The 21,020-nt window shown below is 53.9% G+C and carries 19 protein-coding genes; 11 read left to right on the top strand and 8 right to left on the bottom strand.

Annotation, left to right across the window (positions count from 1 at the left end; translation table 11 throughout):
• Positions 1-10: 10 nt before the first annotated feature.
• The 5 genes from topA to acnA all read left to right on the top strand — a co-directional run bounded on the left by topA (position 11) and on the right by acnA (position 7,494).
• Entirely contained in the window at positions 11-2,608 is a 2,598-nt protein-coding gene (gene topA, locus EKN83_RS01015) for a type I DNA topoisomerase (RefSeq protein WP_025756584.1), read from the top strand.
• A gap of 187 nt (positions 2,609-2,795) precedes the next feature.
• On the top strand, positions 2,796-3,770 hold the full coding sequence (gene cysB, locus EKN83_RS01010) for an HTH-type transcriptional regulator CysB (RefSeq protein ID WP_126800170.1): 975 nt from the start codon (positions 2,796-2,798) through the stop codon (positions 3,768-3,770).
• 336 nt (positions 3,771-4,106) lie between these two features.
• Positions 4,107-4,247 (top strand): YmiA family putative membrane protein, encoded by a 141-nt coding sequence (locus EKN83_RS01005; protein WP_216689425.1) that lies wholly within the window; start codon positions 4,107-4,109, stop codon positions 4,245-4,247.
• Between the two features lie 310 nt (positions 4,248-4,557).
• Positions 4,558-4,656 (top strand): small membrane protein YmiC, encoded by a 99-nt coding sequence (ymiC, locus tag EKN83_RS23445; protein WP_032672427.1) that lies wholly within the window; start codon positions 4,558-4,560, stop codon positions 4,654-4,656.
• Positions 4,657-4,818: 162 nt separating this feature from the next.
• Positions 4,819-7,494, top strand: coding sequence for an aconitate hydratase AcnA (gene acnA / locus EKN83_RS01000; protein ID WP_126800169.1), 2,676 nt, complete (start codon positions 4,819-4,821; stop codon positions 7,492-7,494).
• A 34-nt stretch (positions 7,495-7,528) separates the two neighbouring features.
• Here acnA and ribA read toward each other — a convergent pair whose 3' ends face one another.
• Entirely contained in the window at positions 7,529-8,119 is a 591-nt protein-coding gene (gene ribA, locus EKN83_RS00995) for a GTP cyclohydrolase II (RefSeq protein ID WP_008501210.1), read from the bottom strand.
• Between the two features lie 197 nt (positions 8,120-8,316).
• Here ribA and pgpB point away from each other — a divergent pair, with 197 nt between their 5' ends.
• The 5 genes from pgpB to yciH all read left to right on the top strand — a co-directional run bounded on the left by pgpB (position 8,317) and on the right by yciH (position 11,967).
• On the top strand, positions 8,317-9,084 hold the full coding sequence (gene pgpB, locus EKN83_RS00990) for a phosphatidylglycerophosphatase B (protein WP_095440495.1): 768 nt from the start codon (positions 8,317-8,319) through the stop codon (positions 9,082-9,084).
• Between the two features lie 148 nt (positions 9,085-9,232).
• Entirely contained in the window at positions 9,233-9,541 is a 309-nt protein-coding gene (locus EKN83_RS00985; protein WP_025756587.1) for a LapA family protein, read from the top strand.
• Between the two features lie 6 nt (positions 9,542-9,547).
• The gene (gene lapB, locus EKN83_RS00980) at positions 9,548-10,717 is read left to right on the top strand and encodes a lipopolysaccharide assembly protein LapB (RefSeq protein ID WP_025756588.1); all 1,170 of its coding nucleotides are present in this window, start codon (positions 9,548-9,550) and stop codon (positions 10,715-10,717) included.
• Positions 10,718-10,903: 186 nt separating this feature from the next.
• Positions 10,904-11,641 (top strand): orotidine-5'-phosphate decarboxylase, encoded by a 738-nt coding sequence (gene pyrF, locus EKN83_RS00975; RefSeq protein WP_025756589.1) that lies wholly within the window; start codon positions 10,904-10,906, stop codon positions 11,639-11,641.
• Positions 11,641-11,967: a stress response translation initiation inhibitor YciH gene (gene yciH / locus EKN83_RS00970; RefSeq protein ID WP_126800168.1), complete on the top strand. Its 327-nt coding sequence runs from the start codon at positions 11,641-11,643 to the stop codon at positions 11,965-11,967. The genes pyrF and yciH overlap by 1 nt, the downstream gene beginning before the upstream one ends.
• A 106-nt stretch (positions 11,968-12,073) precedes the next feature.
• On the opposite strand, the gene osmB is transcribed toward yciH, so the two are convergent.
• The 3 genes from osmB to EKN83_RS00955 all read right to left on the bottom strand — a co-directional run bounded on the left by osmB (position 12,074) and on the right by EKN83_RS00955 (position 13,534).
• Positions 12,074-12,292, bottom strand: coding sequence for an osmotically-inducible lipoprotein OsmB (gene osmB, locus EKN83_RS00965; RefSeq protein WP_008501216.1), 219 nt, complete (start codon positions 12,290-12,292; stop codon positions 12,074-12,076).
• Positions 12,293-12,555: 263 nt separating this feature from the next.
• Complete coding sequence (locus tag EKN83_RS00960) at positions 12,556-13,308, bottom strand: DNA-binding transcriptional regulator YciT (RefSeq protein WP_025756591.1); 753 nt, start codon at positions 13,306-13,308, stop codon at positions 12,556-12,558.
• Between the two features lie 43 nt (positions 13,309-13,351).
• Positions 13,352-13,534 carry a hypothetical protein gene (locus EKN83_RS00955; RefSeq protein WP_025756592.1) on the bottom strand — a complete coding sequence of 61 codons (183 nt, stop codon included), beginning with the start codon at positions 13,532-13,534 and terminating at the stop codon, positions 13,352-13,354.
• A 192-nt stretch (positions 13,535-13,726) separates the two neighbouring features.
• On the opposite strand from EKN83_RS00955, the gene EKN83_RS00950 reads away from it, so the two are divergent.
• Positions 13,727-14,596, top strand: a complete 870-nt coding sequence (locus EKN83_RS00950) for a crotonase/enoyl-CoA hydratase family protein (RefSeq protein WP_025756593.1) — start codon at positions 13,727-13,729, stop codon at positions 14,594-14,596.
• Here EKN83_RS00950 and pdeR read toward each other — a convergent pair.
• From pdeR to fabI, 4 genes are all read right to left on the bottom strand, one after another.
• Positions 14,593-16,584 carry a cyclic di-GMP phosphodiesterase gene (gene pdeR, locus EKN83_RS00945; RefSeq protein WP_126800167.1) on the bottom strand — a complete coding sequence of 664 codons (1,992 nt, stop codon included), beginning with the start codon at positions 16,582-16,584 and terminating at the stop codon, positions 14,593-14,595. The two genes, EKN83_RS00950 and pdeR, sit on opposite strands and share 4 nt — an antisense overlap.
• Positions 16,585-16,907: 323 nt before the next feature.
• The gene (locus tag EKN83_RS00940; RefSeq protein ID WP_126800166.1) at positions 16,908-18,842 is read right to left on the bottom strand and encodes an exoribonuclease II; all 1,935 of its coding nucleotides are present in this window, start codon (positions 18,840-18,842) and stop codon (positions 16,908-16,910) included.
• Positions 18,843-18,930: 88 nt separating this feature from the next.
• Positions 18,931-19,917 carry a CMD domain-containing protein gene (locus EKN83_RS00935; RefSeq protein WP_126800165.1) on the bottom strand — a complete coding sequence of 329 codons (987 nt, stop codon included), beginning with the start codon at positions 19,915-19,917 and terminating at the stop codon, positions 18,931-18,933.
• Between the two features lie 152 nt (positions 19,918-20,069).
• Complete coding sequence (gene fabI / locus EKN83_RS00930) at positions 20,070-20,858, bottom strand: enoyl-ACP reductase FabI (protein ID WP_025756597.1); 789 nt, start codon at positions 20,856-20,858, stop codon at positions 20,070-20,072.
• Between the last annotated feature and the right edge of the window lie 162 nt (positions 20,859-21,020).

The raw sequence follows: 21,020 nt of genomic DNA, 5'->3' as shown, positions 1-21,020 counted from the left end.
AAAGGTGAATATGGGTAAAGCTCTCGTCATCGTTGAGTCCCCGGCAAAAGCCAAAACGATCAATAAGTATCTGGGTAATGACTACGTGGTTAAGTCCAGCGTCGGTCATATCCGCGATTTGCCGACCAGTGGCTCAGCCAGCAAAAAGAGCGCAGACTCTACCTCCACCAAAGGGGCTAAAAAGCCTAAAAAGGATGAACGTAGCGCGCTTGTCAACCGCATGGGTGTTAACCCATGGCATAACTGGGATGCACACTATGAAGTGCTGCCAGGAAAAGAAAAAGTCGTTAACGAACTGAAGCAGCTGGCTGAAAAAGCAGACCACATCTATCTCGCAACCGACCTTGACCGCGAAGGGGAGGCCATTGCATGGCACCTGCGGGAAGTGATCGGGGGCGATGACAAACGCTACAGCCGTGTAGTGTTTAACGAAATTACGAAGAATGCGATTCGTCAGGCGTTTGAGAAGCCGGGCGAGCTGAATATTGACCGTGTCAACGCCCAGCAGGCGCGTCGTTTTATGGACCGCGTTGTGGGCTATATGGTCTCTCCACTGCTGTGGAAGAAGATTGCCCGTGGCCTGTCCGCAGGACGCGTGCAATCTGTTGCCGTGCGCCTGGTCGTTGAGCGTGAGCGCGAAATTAAAGCCTTCGTGCCGGAAGAGTTCTGGGAAGTGGACGCCAGCGTGACCACGCCGGGCGGAGACGCACTGCCGCTGCAGGTCAGCCATCAGAACGACAAGCCTTTCCGTCCAGAAAACCGCGACCAGACCATGGCCGCTGTCGCGCTGCTGGAAAAAGCACGCTATCAGGTACTGGAACGAGAAGATAAACCGACCAGCAGTAAGCCTGGGGCGCCGTTTATTACCTCCACGCTGCAACAGGCTGCAAGTACCCGTCTGGGTTACGGCGTGAAGAAAACCATGATGATGGCCCAGCGCCTGTATGAAGCGGGTTACATCACCTATATGCGTACTGACTCAACTAACCTGAGCCAGGACGCGGTTAACATGGTGCGTGGCTATATCAGTGACAATTTCGGCAAGAAATACCTTCCGGAAACTGCCAACCAGTTCGCCAGCAAAGAGAATTCCCAGGAAGCGCACGAAGCAATTCGTCCTTCTGATGTCTCTGTGTTAGCCGAATCGCTGAAGGATATGGAAGCGGACGCGCAGAAGCTGTATCAGCTGATCTGGCGTCAGTTCGTGGCGTGTCAGATGACGCCAGCGCAGTACGATTCCACCACGCTGACCGTCGGCGCGGGGGATTTCCGTCTCAAGGCGCGCGGTCGCATCCTGCGCTTCGATGGCTGGACGAAAGTGATGCCCGCGCTGCGTAAAGGCGATGAAGACCGGACGCTGCCTGCGGTGAACAAAGGGGACGAACTGTCTCTGGTTGAGCTGATCCCGGCTCAGCACTTCACCAAACCACCTGCGCGCTTTAGCGAAGCCTCTCTGGTAAAAGAGCTGGAAAAACGCGGTATTGGCCGCCCGTCAACCTACGCGTCCATCATCTCGACGATTCAGGACCGTGGTTACGTACGTGTTGAAAACCGTCGTTTCTATGCGGAAAAAATGGGGGAGATCGTCACCGATCGCCTGGAAGCCAACTTCCGCGAGTTGATGAACTACGATTTCACCGCGCAAATGGAAGACAGCCTCGATCAGGTTGCCAGCCATCAGGCAGAGTGGAAAAAAGTACTCGATAGCTTCTTCAGTGACTTTACCGACCAGCTTGAAAAAGCGGAGAAAGATCCTGAAGAGGGCGGCATGCTGCCTAACCAGATGGTCCTGACCAGCATCGACTGCCCAACCTGTGGCCGCAAGATGGGGATCCGCACCGCAACGACGGGGGTATTCCTCGGCTGCTCTGGCTATGCGCTGTCGCCAAAAGAGCGCTGCAAAACCACCATCAATCTGGTGCCTGAGAATGAAGTTCTTAACGTGCTGGAAGGTGATGATGCAGAAACCAACGCCCTGCGTGCCAAACGCCGCTGCAAAAAATGCGGCACGGCAATGGACAGCTACCTGATCGATCCAAAACGTAAATTGCACGTCTGCGGTAACAACCCAACGTGTGACGGCTATGAGATCGAAGAGGGTGAGTTCCGCATTAAAGGCTATGACGGTCCGATTGTGGAGTGCGAGAAATGTGGTTCTGAAATGCACCTGAAAATGGGGCGTTTCGGGAAGTACATGGCCTGCACCAACGACGAGTGTAAGAACACGCGCAAAATTCTGCGTAACGGTGAAGTGGCTCCACCGAAGGAAGACCCGGTTCCGCTGCCAGAGTTACCGTGTGAGAAATCCGATGCCTATTTCGTGCTGCGTGATGGCGCTGCAGGGGTTTTCCTTGCAGCCAACACGTTCCCGAAATCGCGCGAAACCCGCGCGCCGCTGGTGGAAGAGTTACACCGTTTCCGCGATCGTCTGCCTGAGAAACTGCGTTACCTGGCCGATGCGCCTCAGCAGGATCCGGAAGGCAACAAAACCGTGGTACGTTTTAGCCGTAAAACGAAGCAGCAGTATGTGGCGGCAGAGAAAGAGGGTAAAGCGACCGGATGGTCAGCCTTCTTTGTCGATGGCAAATGGGTTGAAGGCAAGAAATAATCTTCCCTTACCGTAACTTACCTGCAAAAGGGCCGGCTTTCCGGCCCTTTTTTATTGCCTTGTTATTATTTTTTGTTCCGTACTATACAGTCAGGCTATAAATGATATAGTGGTTATAGTTAACCTGTTTCTTATTATTAAATCGTCTTAAGCGATTGACCGCATGCGCTAAATCGGATGGTCTGGCATGAAATTACAGCAGCTTCGTTATATCGTTGAGGTGGTGAATCACAACCTTAACGTCTCTTCTACCGCCGAGGGTTTGTATACCTCGCAACCGGGTATCAGCAAACAAGTTCGTATGCTGGAGGACGAGTTAGGTATCCAGATATTTGCCCGCAGCGGTAAGCACCTGACGCAGGTGACGCCTGCAGGGCAGGAAATCATCCGTATTGCGCGGGAAGTCCTCTCCAAAGTCGATGCGATTAAGTCTGTGGCCGGGGAACACACCTGGCCGGATAAAGGCTCGCTGTATATCGCCACGACGCATACCCAGGCACGCTATGCGCTTCCGGGTGTGATTAAGGGCTTTATCGAACGTTATCCACGCGTCTCGCTGCATATGCATCAGGGCTCACCAACGCAGATTGCGGAGGCGGTATCGAAGGGCAATGCGGACTTTGCTATCGCAACGGAGGCGCTGCACCTGTATGACGATCTGGTAATGCTTCCATGCTACCACTGGAACCGTTCCATTGTGGTCACCCCTGATCACCCGCTGTCGGGTAAAGGCTCGGTGACGATCGAAGAGCTGGCGCAATATCCTTTAGTGACCTACACGTTTGGTTTTACCGGGCGCTCGGAGCTCGATACGGCGTTTAACCGGGCAGGATTAACGCCGCGTATTGTCTTTACCGCCACCGATGCCGACGTGATTAAGACCTATGTCCGGCTGGGGCTGGGGGTAGGCGTCATCGCCAGCATGGCGGTCGATCCGGTGTCAGACCCTGACCTGGTACGCCTTGATGCGCACGATATTTTCAGCCATAGCACCACAAAAATTGGGTTCCGTCGCAGCACCTTCCTGCGTAGCTATATGTATGATTTTATTCAGCGCTTTGCCCCGCATTTAACGCGTGATGTGGTGGATACCGCCGTTGCATTACGCTCTAATGAAGATATTGAAGAGATGTTTAAAGATATCAAACTCCCGGCAAAATAATCACACCCGGTATCTTTCCCCTGCGGAAAGATACCGAAATAACCCCTCAAAGCTAAATTAGAATTATCATCATCTACCCTCCCTGCCATATAATGTCATTAGCCTTTTATTTTGTGTGGTTTTAATGTCGTGAATTGGCGACAAAAGTAGAAACTATTTTACGGCTTCGCAAATTTTTCTTTTCAATTATTTATTTCTGGTCAAAAGATTGAATATTTCATACCTCCCGATGCGTAAATTCACTGGCTTTTCGGCTAAAGTTTCTTTAGGATTTATCTCAACAGATGATTAATTGTACCAATTGTTTGGTCCTAAATGATAAGCGATGTCGATTGTATGAGGTTAGCAATGCCTTCAGGAAGTGAAGAACCGCAAAGGGATCCTGCGCTCAAGCGTAAAGCCTGGCTGGCGGTCTTTCTCGTCTCCGCCCTGTTTTGGGTGGCTGTTGCTCTCCTGGCCTGGAAATATTGGGGTTAAATATGGCAGTGACGGTTCGTACAGCTTCGGTGAAACAGATGTGTCAGCATCGTGACAATGGCCACAGAGGGCGGAAAGCACCGGCGACGGTTGTCCCCGCGTCCTGGAAACTGACGCCGCAGCAGCAAGCGTTTATTGATGTGTTCGCAGAAGACGAACCCAAAAAACAATAATTTAGTTTATTGCGTAACGATGCAAATAGTCTGAATAAGACTCTGCACCTTTGTACTCTTTAATAAATACACATCAGCAATATAGCGCTGAGGACAAACCTCGGAACTTTTTATAAATAATGCCTGGTGTCCCTATGATGAATAACATGACGTCTCACAAATACTGGTCATGGATCGGCGTTTTTACCGTGTCGATTCTGTTCTGGAGCCAACTCATCTGGCTGGCCCTAAGCTAAATTGTAAAACCTCGCTACGGCGGGGTTTTTTGTTTCCTCCCTTCTGGACCAGTCCGAAATTTATCAATTTGGGTTGTTATCAAAACGTTACGACATCTTTGTGTTATCTTTAATTACAGCCCTGATGATTGTCGGGACATCTCTGTGATTAAGGAGGAGCTTATGTCGTTAACCCTACGCGAAGCCAGTAAGGACACATTACAGGCAGAAAATAAAACCTGGCATTACTACAGCCTGCCGAAGGCTGCCAGAACGCTTGGGGACATTTCGCGTTTACCCAAGTCATTGAAAGTTTTACTTGAAAATCTCCTGCGCTGGCAGGATGGTGACTCCGTTACCCTCGAAGATATTCAGGCACTGGCAGGGTGGCTCAAGAATGCCCATGCCGACAGAGAAATCGCCTACCGCCCGGCAAGGGTCCTGATGCAGGACTTTACCGGCGTTCCTGCGGTGGTTGATTTAGCCGCCATGCGCGAGGCCGTTAAGCGCCTCGGGGGTGACACGGCAAAAGTGAATCCACTCTCCCCGGTTGATCTCGTCATCGACCACTCCGTCACCGTGGATCGATTCGGCGATGACGATGCCTTTGGCGAGAACGTGCGACTGGAAATGGAGCGTAACCACGAGCGCTACGTCTTTCTGAAGTGGGGACAGCAGGCGTTCAGCCGGTTTAGCGTGGTCCCGCCAGGTACCGGTATTTGTCACCAGGTGAACCTTGAGTACCTGGGTAAAGCTGTCTGGAGCGAATTGCAGGATAAAGAGTGGGTGGCTTACCCGGACACGCTGGTAGGCACGGACTCGCATACCACCATGATCAACGGTCTGGGTGTGCTGGGCTGGGGCGTAGGCGGTATTGAAGCGGAAGCCGCTATGCTCGGCCAGCCGGTCTCTATGCTCATCCCTGATGTGGTGGGCTTCAAGCTGACCGGCAAGTTGTCCGAAGGCATTACCGCCACCGATCTGGTGCTCACCGTCACCCAGATGCTGCGTAAGCACGGCGTGGTGGGCAAGTTTGTTGAATTCTACGGCGACGGACTGGATTCGCTGCCGCTGGCCGACCGCGCCACCATCGCCAATATGGCGCCGGAATATGGCGCGACCTGCGGCTTTTTCCCTATCGATGACGTCACGCTGGAATATATGCGTCTCAGTGGCCGCAGCGAAGAGCAGGTGGCGCTGGTAGAGGCGTATACCAAAGCCCAGGGGATGTGGCGAAATCCGGGTGATGAGCCAGTATTTACCAGCACCCTGGAACTGGACATGGGAACGGTAGAGGCGAGCCTCGCCGGGCCTAAACGTCCTCAGGATCGCGTCGCACTGACCGATGTGCCGAAAGCGTTTACCGCCAGCAATGAGCTGGAGGTGAACGTGGCGAAGAAAGACCATCGTCCAGTCGACTATGTTCTGAACGGTCATCAGTATCAGCTTCCGGACGGCGCGGTGGTGATTGCCGCCATTACCTCCTGCACCAACACGTCGAACCCCAGCGTATTGATGGCTGCCGGTTTGCTGGCAAAAAAAGCGGTCGAGCTTGGGCTCAAACCCCAGCCGTGGGTCAAGGCCTCGCTGGCACCGGGCTCCAAGGTGGTGTCGGATTACCTCGCTCAGGCCAAACTGACGCCGTATCTCGACGAACTGGGCTTTAATCTCGTGGGCTATGGCTGTACGACCTGTATTGGTAACTCCGGTCCGCTGCCTGAGCCCATTGAAACGGCGATTAAGCAGGGCGACCTGACGGTTGGCGCTGTGCTTTCCGGGAACCGCAACTTTGAAGGGCGCATTCATCCGCTGGTAAAAACCAACTGGCTTGCCTCGCCGCCGCTGGTCGTGGCTTATGCGCTGGCAGGGAATATGAATATCAATCTCGTGACCGATCCGATTGGTCACGATCGCAAGAATGACCCTGTTTATCTGAAAGATATCTGGCCGTCCTCGCGGGAAATCGCGCTGGCCGTTGAAAAGGTCTCCACCGAGATGTTCCGCAAGGAGTATGCGGAAGTCTTTGAAGGCACGCCGGAATGGAAAGCCATTAACGTTGCAGGTTCGGATACCTATGACTGGCAGGATGACTCGACCTATATTCGTCTGTCGCCATTCTTTGATGAGATGCTGGCCGAGCCGGCACCGCTCAAGGATATTCACGGCGCGCGCATCCTGGCGATGCTGGGGGATTCTGTCACGACTGACCATATCTCTCCGGCGGGGAGTATCAAAGCCGATAGCCCTGCAGGCCGCTATCTGCAAAGCCGTGGCGTAGAGCGCCGTGATTTTAACTCCTACGGTTCGCGCCGTGGTAACCACGAAATCATGATGCGCGGCACGTTTGCTAACATCCGTATTCGTAATGAAATGGTACCGGGTGTGGAAGGGGGCATGACGCGTCTTCTGCCGGGAACGGAAGTCGTTTCGATTTATGACGCGGCCGTCAAATATCAGCAGCAAGGTACGCCGCTGGCGGTGATCGCCGGGAAAGAGTACGGTTCTGGCTCAAGCCGTGACTGGGCAGCGAAAGGTCCGCGCCTGCTTGGCGTACGCGTGGTTATTGCGGAATCGTTCGAACGTATTCACCGGTCGAATCTGATTGGCATGGGGATCCTGCCGCTTGAGTTCCCGCAGGGCGTGACGCGCAAAACCCTGGGCCTGACGGGGGAAGAGCAGATTGACATCAGCGGGCTGCAAAACCTGTCACCGGGGAAAACGGTGCCGGTGAAATTAACGCGGGCAGACGGGAAAACCGAGGTGGTGGAATGCCGGTGTCGTATTGATACGGCCACCGAGCTGACCTATTACCAGAACGACGGCATTTTACATTATGTGATTCGTAAGATGCTGGACTGATGAAAGAGCCCGGCCTGTGCCGGGCTTTTTTACATCACTCTTTCAGAAGATGGCCCATCTTGGCGGCTTTGGTATCGAGATAGTGGGCGTTTTTCGGGTTACGGCCGACAATCAGCGGAACACGCTCGACGATATTGATCCCCGCTTCGGTCAGGATCTCCACTTTTTTGGGGTTATTGGTCAGAAGTCGAACTTCATCCACGCCCAGCAGTTTGAACATATCGGCACACAGGGTGAAATCACGCTCATCAGCGGCGAAGCCGAGTTGATGATTCGCTTCAACCGTATCGTAGCCCTGGTCCTGAAGTGCGTAAGCGCGAATTTTATTCAGCAGACCAATATTGCGGCCTTCCTGACGGTGATAAAGCAGCACACCACGGCCTTCTTCAGCAATATGAGAGAGGGCCGCTTCCAGCTGGAAACCACAATCACAGCGCAGGCTGAACAGTGCATCGCCGGTAAGACACTCCGAATGTACACGGGACAGCACCGGCGTCTGCCCTGAAATGTCGCCATAAACCAGTGCGACATGATCCTGTCCGGTTGCCAGTTCTTCAAATCCGACCATCAGGAAATCGCCCCATGGGGTTGGCAGTTTGGCTTCTGCCACACGTTTAAGCTGCATGTGATTCTCCAGAGTAGGCTGGCACGTTTCGTGTCCAGGCCCTGTTTTACTTTCTGTATCTGCTCATTTTGCCACAAGCCCGGCATGTTCGCCTAATGGGCGCCACGCTATATGAACGTTAAACGCACGATCCGACATCTCCACCCGGCGGATAAATTTCAGTTATGATTGTGACGCTTAGCGAAAAAGGAGAAGACATGCTTTCAATCGCCAGACGTACGGCAGCAGGTGCGGCCATTTTACTGATTATGCCTCTGGCCGTATGGGTTTCAGGCTGGATGTGGCAGCCCGGGCACAATACCGCGTGGCTGAAAACGTTATACTGGATTACGGAGACGGTGACCCAGCCGTGGGGAATCATTACCCACGTGCTTCTCTGTGCCTGGTTCCTCTGGTGCCTGCGTTTTCGTCTGCGCGCGGCGCTGATGTTGTTTGCGATCCTCGCGGGAGCGATCGTTATTGGCCAGGGCGTTAAGTCCTGGGTAAAGGATCGCGTTCAGGAGCCGCGACCTTTTGTCGTCTGGCTGGAAAAAGCACATCATATTCCTGTCGATGAGTTCTACACTTTAAAGCGTAAAGATCGCGGGGCGCTGGTAAAGGAACAGCTTTCGGAACAGCAGGATATCCCAAAGTTCTTGCGTAAACACTGGCAAAAAGAGACCGGGTTCGCGTTTCCTTCCGGTCACACCATGTTTGCGGCCAGCTGGGCATTACTGGGGGTCGGGCTGCTTTGGCCACGACGCCGGACAGTCACCATCGCGATTCTGCTGGTCTGGGCAACGGGGGTGATGGGGAGCCGCTTACTGCTGGGGATGCACTGGCCACGGGACCTGGTCGTCGCTACGCTTCTCTCATGGATGCTGGTGACGCTGGCGACCTGGCTTGCTGAACGCTTCTGCGGGCCGCTTACGCCACCGCCAGAAGAGAAACAAGAAATTGCCGAACGGGAGCAAAACGACGCCTGACGGTTGATATTCCGTATTTTGCCCATAAATCCATGACTGGCGCGTCACTTTTTCCGTTTCGCGCCCGTCACTAAAATGGTAGTTTATAAGGCTGATTGCGGTGAGTTGAACACACTTTATTCGCTTGAACCACATAACGGGAAGTAATGTGAAATATTTACTCATTTTCTTACTGGTCTTGGCGATTTTTGTCATTTCAGTCACATTGGGTGCGCAAAACGATCAACAGGTGACGTTTAACTATCTGCTGGCTCAGGGCGAGTATCGCGTGTCGAGCCTGCTGGCGGTCTTATTTGCTGCGGGCTTTGCCATCGGCTGGCTGGTTTGCGGTCTGTTCTGGTTGAAAGTCCGTGTCTCTCTTGCGCGCGCTGAACGTAAAATTAAACGACTCGAAAATAACATTGCGCCTGCGTCCGACGTACCGGAAAGCTCTGGTGTGCCGGTCGTGAAGGAATAATCGACGATGCTGGAGTTGTTGTTTCTGCTTTTGCCTGTCGCCGCAGCCTATGGCTGGTACATGGGCCGCAGAAGTGCGCAACAAACAAAACAGGATGAGGCCAACCGTCTCTCCCGCGACTACGTGGCGGGGGTGAACTTCCTCCTGAGTAATCAACAGGACAAAGCGGTAGACCTGTTCCTCGACATGCTGAAAGAGGATACCGGGACCGTTGAAGCGCATCTCACCTTAGGCAACCTGTTCCGCTCGCGCGGTGAGGTCGATCGCGCCATTCGTATCCACCAGACTCTGATGGAAAGCGCCTCCCTGACATACGAGCAACGCCTCCTCGCCGTACAACAGCTGGGGCGGGATTACATGGCCGCAGGGCTCTACGATCGCGCTGAAGATATGTTCTCGCAGCTGGTGGACGAAACGGATTTCCGCATCGGCGCGCTGCAGCAGCTGTTGCAAATTTATCAGGCCACCAGTGACTGGCAGAAAGCCATTGATACGGCCGAACGTCTGGTGAAGCTGGGTAAAGACAAGCAGCGCGTAGAGATAGCCCATTTCTACTGCGAGCTTGCCCTTCAGCAGATGGGCAATGACGACATGGACAAAGCCATGGCGTTGCTGAAGAAAGGGGCCGCCGCAGACCGCAACAGCGCGCGCATCTCCATCATGATGGGGCGTGTCTTTATGGCGAAAGGTGACTACGCCAAAGCCGTTGAAAGCCTGCTGCGGGTGATCGACCAGGACAAAGAGCTGGTCAGTGAAACGCTGGAGATGCTGCAAACCTGCTACCAACAGCTGGGCAAGCAGGAGGAGTGGGTCGCTTTCCTGCGTCGCTGTGTGGAAGAGAATACCGGCGCGACCGCGGAACTGATGCTCTCAGACGTGGTTGAGCAGTATGAGGGGAGTGATACCGCCCAGGTCTATATTACCCGGCAGCTGCAGCGTCATCCGACCATGCGGGTTTTCCACAAGCTGATGGATTACCACCTGAACGATGCTGAAGAAGGGCGCGCGAAAGAGAGCCTGATGGTCCTGCGCGACATGGTCGGCGAGCAGGTGCGCAGTAAGCCGCGCTATCGTTGCCAGAAATGTGGTTTCACCGCCTATACGCTCTACTGGCATTGTCCATCATGCCGTGCCTGGTCCACCATTAAGCCTATACGTGGTCTCGACGGACAGTAATTTTTTAAAACACCTTATTTTAGTTACAACATACTAGTGGCTTTAAAACCTCTTCTGGCTCCGTGCGGTTTGTCGGCTTACCAGAGGGCGCAAATGGATCCTGTCAATTTGCAGCGCCGGCAGGTAGAATGCTCGCCGTTTATCTGTTCCGCGCCGCTGCGCGCCCATAGACGAAAAGGGCTGGTCATGACGTCTGTTACATCCTCCACTTCCCGCGTAATTACCGATTCTCCTGTTGTTGTTGCGCTTGATTACAATAAGCGTGACGCCGCGCTGGCGTTTGTCGACGGTATCGACCCTCGCGATTGCCGCCTGAAAGTTGGCAAAGAGATGTTCACGCTGTTTGGACCGCAAATTGTTCGCGATTTGCAACAGCGCGGCTTTGACGTTTTCCTTGACCTCAAATTCCACGATATCCCGAATACCACGGCGCATGCCGTTGCCGCCGCTGCAGAACTCGGCGTCTGGATGGTCAACGTTCATGCGTCGGGTGGGGCAAGAATGATGACGGCCGCCCGTGAAGCGCTCGTGCCGTTCGGCCAGGATGCGCCGTTACTGATTGCGGTGACTGTGCTGACCAGTATGGACGAAAGTGATTTACGCGATCTCGGTGTGACGTTGTCACCTGCGGAACAGGCCGAGCGTCTCGCGCGGTTGACGCAACAGTGTGGTCTTGACGGCGTCGTCTGCTCGGCGCAGGAAGCTGTACGCTTCAAGTCTGCACTGGGTCAGGATTTCAAACTCGTCACCCCAGGGATCCGTCCCGCAGGCAGCGACGTTGGCGATCAGCGCCGTATTATGACCCCTGAGCAGGCGCTGGCAGCAGGCGTAGACTACATGGTCATCGGACGTCCGGTAACGCAGTCTGCAAACCCGGCTGAGGCGCTGAAGGCCATCAACGCATCGTTGAAAAAGGGGGCATAATGACCGATTCCAACAGTCGTCTGGTCTACTCAACCGAGAGCGGACGCATAGACGAACCGAAAACGAAAGTGGAGCGTCCAAAAGGGGACGGTATCGTTCGCATCCAGCGTCAAACCAGCGGGCGAAAAGGTAAAGGGGTGTGCCTTATCACGGGCATTGACCTGGATGATGCCGGGCTGACAACGCTGGCGGCCGAGTTGAAAAAGAAATGTGGCTGCGGCGGTGCCGTGAAAGACGGCATTATTGAAATCCAGGGCGATAAGCGCGATCTAATAAAGTCTCTGCTCGAAGCCAAAGGCATGAAAGTCAAACTGGCGGGTGGTTAAAATAAATAAGCCGCGGCAATTGCCGCGGCTCGTTTTATATACGTGCGTAAGTCAGACCTGAAATGCGTTCAAATATCGCAATATCGGGGGAAGGCTTATAGAGTAATTATTTGCCAACCTGGTGACCGATAATACCACCGACAGCAGCGCCACCTAATGTACCCAGCGTACTACCATCTGTTAAGACTGCACCACCGAGAGCACCAGCACCGGCACCAATCGCGGTGTTACGGTCACGTTTAGACCAGTTAGAGCATGCGCTCAGGGACATTGCTACAGTGATTGCCAGAACAGCGGCGGCTAATTTTTTGCTGGTTAAGGTCATAATACTTTCTCCTGAATTATCGATTCACGGAAAGATGTACACGTTAAGTATAGACGAATCGAATACTTAAAACTGTTCTCCGTGAAAGCTGGTCGCGCAGGTGTTACGTCATCACGCAGGTGATAGTCACTTCCTGTTATATCGCTAACAGTAATTTTACGACTTTACGTCAGGTTAAACAGGTAAAAACTCTTAAAGCAGGGTTAAGAATCTTCTCAGAGAAAGAACAACATGCGCGCCCGAAATTCGGGCGCGGAGGGGAATCAGGCGGTAGTTTTGATTATATTGACGATGAGACCATCATCTTCCATTTTATTCCGGTGCTCCTCGCTTAAACGATCGTCAGTAATAACGCGGCTAAAGCGTGAAACGGGTCCCATGGTGTAAGGATGAACGGCGCCAAATTTTGAGCTATCGGTGAGCACTATGGCTTCACACTCTTTTTCCAGTACGGCGTTTACAACGTCAGAGCGCATCATATCCCGGCCGGTAAAGCCTGTTTCCGGTTGCCAGCCGTCAATCCCGATAAAGGCCTTACTGAAATGGACCTGCTGGACGTACTGACGGGTCAGCGGGCCGACCATGCTTTCACTTTTTTTCTGGTAAATCCCGCCCAGCAGAATCACCTCGCAGCGCGTCTCTTTAAGCAAATGCGCGATATAACTACTGACAGTGATAATGGTCACGTCCTTCTGATCGGCAAGCGTGCGCGCCAGAAGGGCATTACTGCTGCCGTTTTCAATAAAGACTGTCTCGCCATTATTCACTAACGATGCGGCAAATTCCGCCAGTTCACGTTTCAGCGCGTAGTTATTCATCATACGCGTCTCTACATCATCACTGTCCAGCGGGACAGCATACCCGTGCGCGCGACGCAGGTAGCTCTGTTTTTCCAGCAGATTAAGATCCTGACGGATGGTGACTTCAGAAACGCCAGTGGTTTTGGCGAGATCGACTACGCTGACGCGCCCCTGGTCAATGACCATCTGCAAAATGAGTTGTTGTCGGGAATTCATAGCATCCATTTAATAAAGCGAAACGAAGTCGGAAACTGTGGGTTTAAACTTCCCACGGCGCTTTGGGCTGGCTGTTTTCGGGCGCAACGTCAGCGCCATTCTGAGCAAGAAGTTCAGACTTCAGGATCTCCAGATTACGAATAGCAGAGTGATAATCGCCCGCCACCAGGATATCCAGCACGGTATCAATACGTTGTGCTACAGCTTGTGCATCAATAGTAGACATAATCTCACCCCAGGCGCGAAAAGTTAATATTTTCAATGATGCAGAAATTAGGATCAAAAGAGAAGGGAAAAAATGCAATAACGAAATCACATAAACGGAAGTGATAAGTTTATTCCCCCTCATAAAGCAGGCCGGGTGAGTGGATTAGTCTAAAACTGCGCGCAAGGCGCTTTTTATAAGAGGTATTAGACTATGACAGTTATCAATCAGCCAACCTGCACACTGTTTACCGATACTGAACGGTTCACCCAGTTGTCAGGCTATTATGAGGCGGAACGACGCACAGTCTGGATGATGCTGCGAGCCCAGCCACGTCCTTGCTTCAACCATGCGTTAATCGAGGAGATCATGAATTTTTCATGGCTGGTTCGCCAGTCCGGCTTTACGGTTGATTTTTGGGTTACCGGTTCGCTGGTGCCTGAAATGTATAACGTGGGCGGCGATTTACAATTCTTCGTCGAATGCCTGCAGAACGGGCGTCGTGAAGCGTTACGGGCGTATGCCCGCGCCTGCGTTGATTGCGTCCACGCCGCGTCACGGGGGTTTGATACAGGAGCCATCAGCCTGGCAATGGTCGAAGGCAGTGCATTAGGGGGTGGCTTTGAGGCCGCGCTGGCGCACCATTTTGTCCTGGCGCAGCGCGATGCCCGTTTAGGTTTCCCTGAAATCGCCTTTAATTTGTTCCCGGGGATGGGCGGATACTCCCTGGTGGCACGCCGGTCAGGCATGAAGCTGGCGGAGGAACTCATCTACAAAGGAGAGTCTCATACGGCGGAATGGTACGAACAGCACGGGCTGGTGGATGTGCTGTTTGAACCCGGACAAAGCTATGTCTCTGCCAGAACCTTCATCGATACGCTGGCACCAAAACTGAATGGCGTAAGGGCGATGTTGCGCGCTCGTGCGCGTGTTCTGCAGTTGCCCCGCAGTGAACTGATGGACATCACGGAAGACTGGGTTGACGCGGCGTTCTGCCTGGAGCCTAAAGATATCGCCTACATGGAGCGTCTGGTGATGCTGCAAAACCGCCATCACGCGGCGGGTTTGCGTAAAGCCAGTTAACGTTGTTTACGCGCTTGATATCGTTTTAGCCATCGCTCGAATGCGGCAGCGGGCATCGGCTTAGCAAACAGAAAACCCTGCCGTTCGTTGACGCCGTTCTTGGTCAGAAAGGCGTCTTCTTTCGCATTTTCCACCCCTTCGGCAATCACCTGCAGGTTCAGCGCCTGCGCCACCGCGACGATGGCGCGCACCAGAGACTGGGAGATTGACTGCTTATGAATGTCTCTGACAAAAGACTGATCGAGTTTTATGGCGTCAATGGGGAAGCGGGCCAGCTGGGAAAGGGACGAGTAGCCGGTACCAAAATCGTCGAGGTGAATTTGTGCCCCGAGTCGGCTGAACTGCTGGATCACCGAAAGCGCCAGCTCTTCGTTCTCAATCAGACAGCTTTCTGTCAATTCAACGTCGACAGGGCAGTATTCAAAGTTCAAATCCTTCAGCGCCTGTTTCAGGTCACTAAAAATTCTCTGGTCGGCAAGCTGGCGCGCAGAGACGTTCACGGCCACGCGCAGGTTTATCCCCTTGTCGCGCCATTTCGCCACCTGGCGAACCACATCCAGCATGACCCAACGGCCCAGCGGCACGATCAGGCCAGATTCCTCGGCATAAGAGATAAACTCCAGCGGCGGGATCAGACCGCGCTCCGGCGATTGCCAGCGGACCAGCGCCTCCAGACTTCTGATTTCTCCGCGCCAGGTTATTTTAGGCTGGTAGTGGATCAGCAGTTGATCGTTATCCAGCGCTTTACGCAGGTTGGTATCCAGCCAGAGATACTCGAACACGCGCTGGTTCATCTCGGGAGAGAAGACGCAGAACTTGCCGCGGCCGTTCTCTTTCGCGGTATACATGGCGGTATCGGCGTTACGAATGACGCTTTCCCGGTCGTTACCGTGCTGCGGGGCGAGGGCAATCCCCAACGAGCAGCCGGTATAAACCTCAATCAGACCGATTCTGAACGGCTGGCGCAGGCGAGTCAAAATACGGGACGCCATCGCCTCCAGAGACCCCTGAGAGGTATGGGTGGCCATGACGATAAACTCATCACCGCCAAGCCGGGCCAGCACCTGGCCCTCATCCAGGCAACTCAAAATGGCGAGCGCGACAGCCTGTAACAGCTGATCGCCAAACATATGCCCGTAGGCGTCGTTGACCTTTTTAAAGTTATCCAGATCGAGATACACCACGCCAACCTGCGTATCGCCGCGGGTAGCGATGGCGTCAGAAATCAATTCGTGAATGGCATTGCGGTTTGGCAAACCGGTGATGGTATCGGTATTGGCCAGCACGCGCAGCCGCTCCTGCGCGCGGCGTTCCTCGGTAATGTCGGTACCGGAACAGATGAGGAAAATTTCATTTTTACCACTCCCGCTATGAACAAATTTGTTTCTGAACAGAAACAACCGTTGCCCCTTACGCGTTTTGATCCAGCGTTCCACTTCGTAGGAGCTGCCGTTGCGAAAGAAACCGGTAATATTCCGCTTTGAGGCTGCCGCTTCGCTGCGGCTCATAAACAGCTTAAACACGTTCTGGCCAATTACTTCGTGTTCTTTGAGACCGGTGTACTCTTCGCTCAGCCGGTTAAAACGCTGAATATTGCCGTTTTGATCGAGAATAACGATGACGGAGTTGGCCTCTGAAACAACCTGTTCCGCAAAAGAGAGTCCCTGAGCCAGATCGCGGGCCACGGAAGGGGTATCGTTCCAGGCCGACGCGGTGCCTGCCCATTCGTTGCGGGTGATTTTGCGCCCCACAAGATGGACCGGCACCTCTTCCCCGTACAGGGAGAGCGACATGGAAATACTGGAGGTAATCACGGTTAACTGACGGATGAGATCGGCCTGCTCGTCGTCCAGCGCCACCACCTGCGTAACGTCGGCATTTTCGCTGGTGGCCAGGTGCAGAGCATTGCTGTCAGCTGACAGGCGCCACCAGGGGCTGTGCGTCCCCATGTAACGAAACAGCAAATTCTGCTCCAGTTCGTCCATCATGTTTTCTCCCGCAGCTGTTCATTAGCGCACAAATTATTCATTTGCAGTCGACTTTTCCGTTGTGAAACAGCGGCAAAACCGAAGTGAACTTATTGTTTTTCCCTGTTTTCTTATAATAAAACGAGTCAGGCAGAAAAAAATACCGAGCGTATAAAAATTCAGGTAACCGAATATAACAACCCCCTTTTACTGTAGATAATTATGGCGATTTTGGGCGAAGGGAGAGGGGAATTTGTGAGAAAACGTGATGATTTTGTGGCGAGGGTAGAAAGAGGGATTGTCGGCCACTCCTGAGAGGAAATGACCGACAATTGAACAGCTTATCAGGCGACAGGGCGTGCGATAATACTGCGGGTTTCCATGCGGACTTCGGCGATAGTTACGTCAATCACGTCGGTGACTTTGTAAACTGTTTCACCTTTAATTTGCACCGTTCCGTTTTCCTGGCTGCAGACCATTTCGTCACGGACAGCGTGCAGGAACGGAGCAGGAATAAAGGCCACCGCGCCGTTATCGACCAGACGTACGCGCATACCCCCGCGGCTGATATCAATGATCTCTGCCGCAAAACGGGTATCCGTGCCGGCTTTATCCTGCAGGAAGCGCGCGTACAGCCAGTCTCCTACGTCACGCTCCGCCATGCGGTTCAGGCGGCGACGTTCGGCCATCTGCAGCGTGGTCTCCTCCTGAGGACGGGCAATCGTTTCGCCTTTGATGATCGCTTTCAGCAGACGGTGGTTCACCATATCGCCGTATTTACGGATGGGCGACGTCCAGGTGGCGTACGCTTCCAGGCCGAGGCCAAAGTGCGGGCCTGGCTCAGTGCTGATTTCTGCGAAGGACTGGAAGCGACGAATACGGCTGTCCAGGAAACCGGATGGCTGTGCATCCAGCTCGCGACGAAGCTTGCAGAACCCCGGCAGCGTAAGTACTTCTTCCGGATCCACATGCACATCGTGATTTTTCAGCAGGGCCGCCAGCGCTTCGGTATTCGCCGGGTCAAACCCGGTATGGACGTTGTAAATACCAAAGCCCAGTTTGTCGCGCAGCACGCGAGCGGCGCAAATGTTAGCGGCAATCATCGCTTCTTCTACGATACGGTTGGCAATGCGACGCGGCTCGGCCACGATATCCAGCACTTCACCTTTTTCACCCAGCACAAAGCGATAATCCGGGCGATCTTTGAACACCAGCGCATGGGTTTGACGCCACTCGCCGCGGTTCAGGCAGATACGATGCAGCAGACGGATCTGCGCGGCAATCGCGTCGGATTCCGGTTTCCAGGTGCCCGTATTTTCAAGCCAGTCGGAGACGTTATCGTAGACCAGCTTGGCTTTCGATTCGATGGTGGCGGCAAAGAACTCAATATCGTCTTCAAGGGTACCATCCGCTGCGATGGTCATGCGGCAGGCAAGGACCGGACGTACTTCATCCGGACGCAGCGAGCAGAGATCGTCTGACAATTCGCGCGGCAGCATCGGAATATTGAAGCCTGGCAGGTAGTTGGTAAAGGCACGGATCTTCGCCGCGTCATCCAGCTTGCTGCCTTCGGCAATCCAGGCTGTCGGATCGGCAATGGCAACCGTCAAATGCAGTTTGCCGTCATCGCTCTCTTCAGCGTAGAGCGCGTCATCCATATCTTCTGTGCTGGCGCTGTCGATGGTGACAAACGTCAGGGCGGTGAGATCGCGACGCGTCAAACCTTCGTCCTGCATCTCGGTCGCCACGCCATTTGGCGCTTCTTTTTCAAGATTGTGGCGCGCGAGGGTGACCCACCATGGCACGAAATGGTCAGCGCCAAAGGTGATGAACTGGGTTAACTCGGCATAGAAACCGCGATCGCCTTTCAGCGGATGACGGCGCATTTCGGCCACGGCCCAGTCACCGTCTTTAAAATCATGCTCAACACCACGGGCAGCACGGCACGGAATGGCATCTTTCAGCAGGGGATGATCCGGTACGACAGAGAGACGATCGTCTTTTCTCTGCACCTTGCCCACAAAACGGGTCAGGAACGGTTCAATCAGTTCTTCCGGCTCGGCGGACTCACGTTCCTTCTCGGTATGAATGACGGCCATGACGCGATCGCCATGCATCACTTTCTTCATCTGCGGAGGCGGAATGAAGTAGCTTTTCTGCGCGTCAACTTCAAGGAAGCCAAAGCCCTTTTCCGTGGCTTTTACGACCCCTTCTGCACGCGGCGTCTGGGAATGCAGTTGCTGTTTAAGCTGCGCTAGCAGCGGGTTGTCCTGAAACATAATGTTCTATTTTCGTAGCCATTGAGCGGCTGACAGTTTTACGCGATTCTCACTGTCTCAGCAAGCGGTCTTTGGGTAATTAGTATGGTTATTCCTCTTTACCCAACGCGACTTTCAGACGCGTAAGCCAGCCCTCAAACGCACTTTGAGTCAGCAGCGCGATGGCGTGTTCGGCTGAAAGTCCTTGATCCGTGAGCGGGGTAAACTGTGCGGCACTGAAGCGGTCCGGTGAACGTGTCAGCAACTCAACCGCAGCGGAGACCGCAGGAGAGGTCAGGGCAATCGTTTCCCGGCTGTGTATCAGGATTTCTCCCGTCAGGTCGAGCAGCGACGGCTCATGACAAAGGACCGGCGTCAGCGCTTCAAGCGTGGGCTCTGCCTGCCAGCGGGACAACGACTCAAGCTGATGCGCACTCGCATAGCGCAGTTCGACGACCGGTAACAGCGGCACCCACGCGCTGTGGATCGCGGGCAGGGTGTGCGGCTGAATATGATGCCCCGGCAACCAGCGAACAGGGTGTCCCAACAGCGCCTGAAACACCGCGACTACGCGCGCCTGAAAACCGATAAAGCCGATAATCTGGTTAATCACCACAATGTCATATATGGACAGGCCCACCTCATCCAGCTGGTTTTGCGCTTTATCATCAATGACATCAGGGGAGCTGGCGAGCTGGCGGGCATACTGCGTGATTTGCGCCAGGCGTCGGTTGCTTTCGCGAGAGGAGTCCGGGCCGGGAAGCGGGGCGAGGAGGGCGGCGTAGTGGTTACAAAGCCGCTGGACGCCACAGGCCTGCGCGACCGTCAGCGCGGTGCTGAGCCTGTCGTAGGCGCTGAGCGTGTGCAGGCGGTTCACGGGAATCGAGAGCGGAAACAGCAGATGACATAAGGCTCTGGCAGGGGTAAGCCAGCCAGAACAGGCGGCGACAATCTCATCAGGCAAGGCTAAATCGAGCAAAAAACGATCGTCGACGTTAGCGGCTTCGGGCACCAGGGGCAGAACATCCGTCTGCGCGTGGTTTGACTGGGTTTCGTGGTACCAGTGGCCTTTGCCGGAAAAACGGCGTTGTTCCATGTGCGTTCCTTGATCTCAAAATGGCGATCAATATCCTGGCGTAAGGCTGATAAAGGGAAAAATATTGTTAGGTGATAACAAATAGCAGAACGGAATAACGAAGGGAGGGGGCGGGAGAAAACTCTCTTCCCGGGCGGGAAGAGAGTCACAGCTTATTTAATTTCCAGCTCGTTCATTGCAGCGATGTTGAAGCCGCCGTCAACGTGAACCACTTCGCCGGAGATACCCGCGGAAAGGTCAGAGCACAGGAATGCTGCAGAGTTACCCACATCTTCAATGGTAACAGTACGACGGATTGGGGTAACCGCTTCGCAGTGTGCCAGCATTTTACGGAAATCTTTGATGCCGGACGCTGCCAGGGTGCGGATTGGACCTGCAGAGATGGCGTTAACGCGCACGCCTTCAGGGCCCATTGCGTTCGCCATGTAGCGTACGTTGGCTTCCAGAGACGCTTTAGCCAGACCCATCACGTTGTAGTTAGGGATAGCGCGTTCTGCGCCCAGGTAGGACAGGGTCAGCAGGGCTGCGCCCGGGTTCAGCATCGCGCGGCAGGATTTTGCCATCGCCACGAAGCTGTAGGAGCTGATGTCGTGCGCGATTTTGAAGCCATCACGGGTTACCGCATTCACGTAGTCACCGTCCAGCTGGTCGCCTGGTGCGAAGCCGATGGAGTGAACGAAACCGTCGAATTTCGGCCATGATTTTGCCAGTTCCGCAAACATGCCATCGATGCTCTCGTCTTGTGCAACGTCACATTCCAGCACAATGCTGGAACCCAGCTGCGCGGCAAACTCTTCAACACGGCCTTTCAGCTTGTCGTTCTGGTAGGTGAACGCCAGCTCAGCGCCTTCGCGATGCATTGCCTGTGCGATGCCGTATGCGATGGACAGTTTGCTGGCAACGCCAGTTACCAGAATGCGCTTACCGGAAAGAAAACCCATAGCTTTAATCCTTATATTCATTGCTAATTTTGCCTTGTAATTCATAGCATTACAGGCAGTATTTCAAAATCATTCGAAATTAGCTCGAAATTATAGCCCACTCACAGCCCCTTGTGTCACGATATTTCTCGCTGTTCTCCGAAGACGCCTGCCCCGAAGAAT

Source organism: Enterobacter sp. WCHEn090032 (genome assembly GCF_003986875.1).
GTDB lineage: Bacteria > Pseudomonadota > Gammaproteobacteria > Enterobacterales > Enterobacteriaceae > Enterobacter > Enterobacter sichuanensis.
This window is presented reverse-complemented; position numbering and strand designations above follow the sequence as displayed.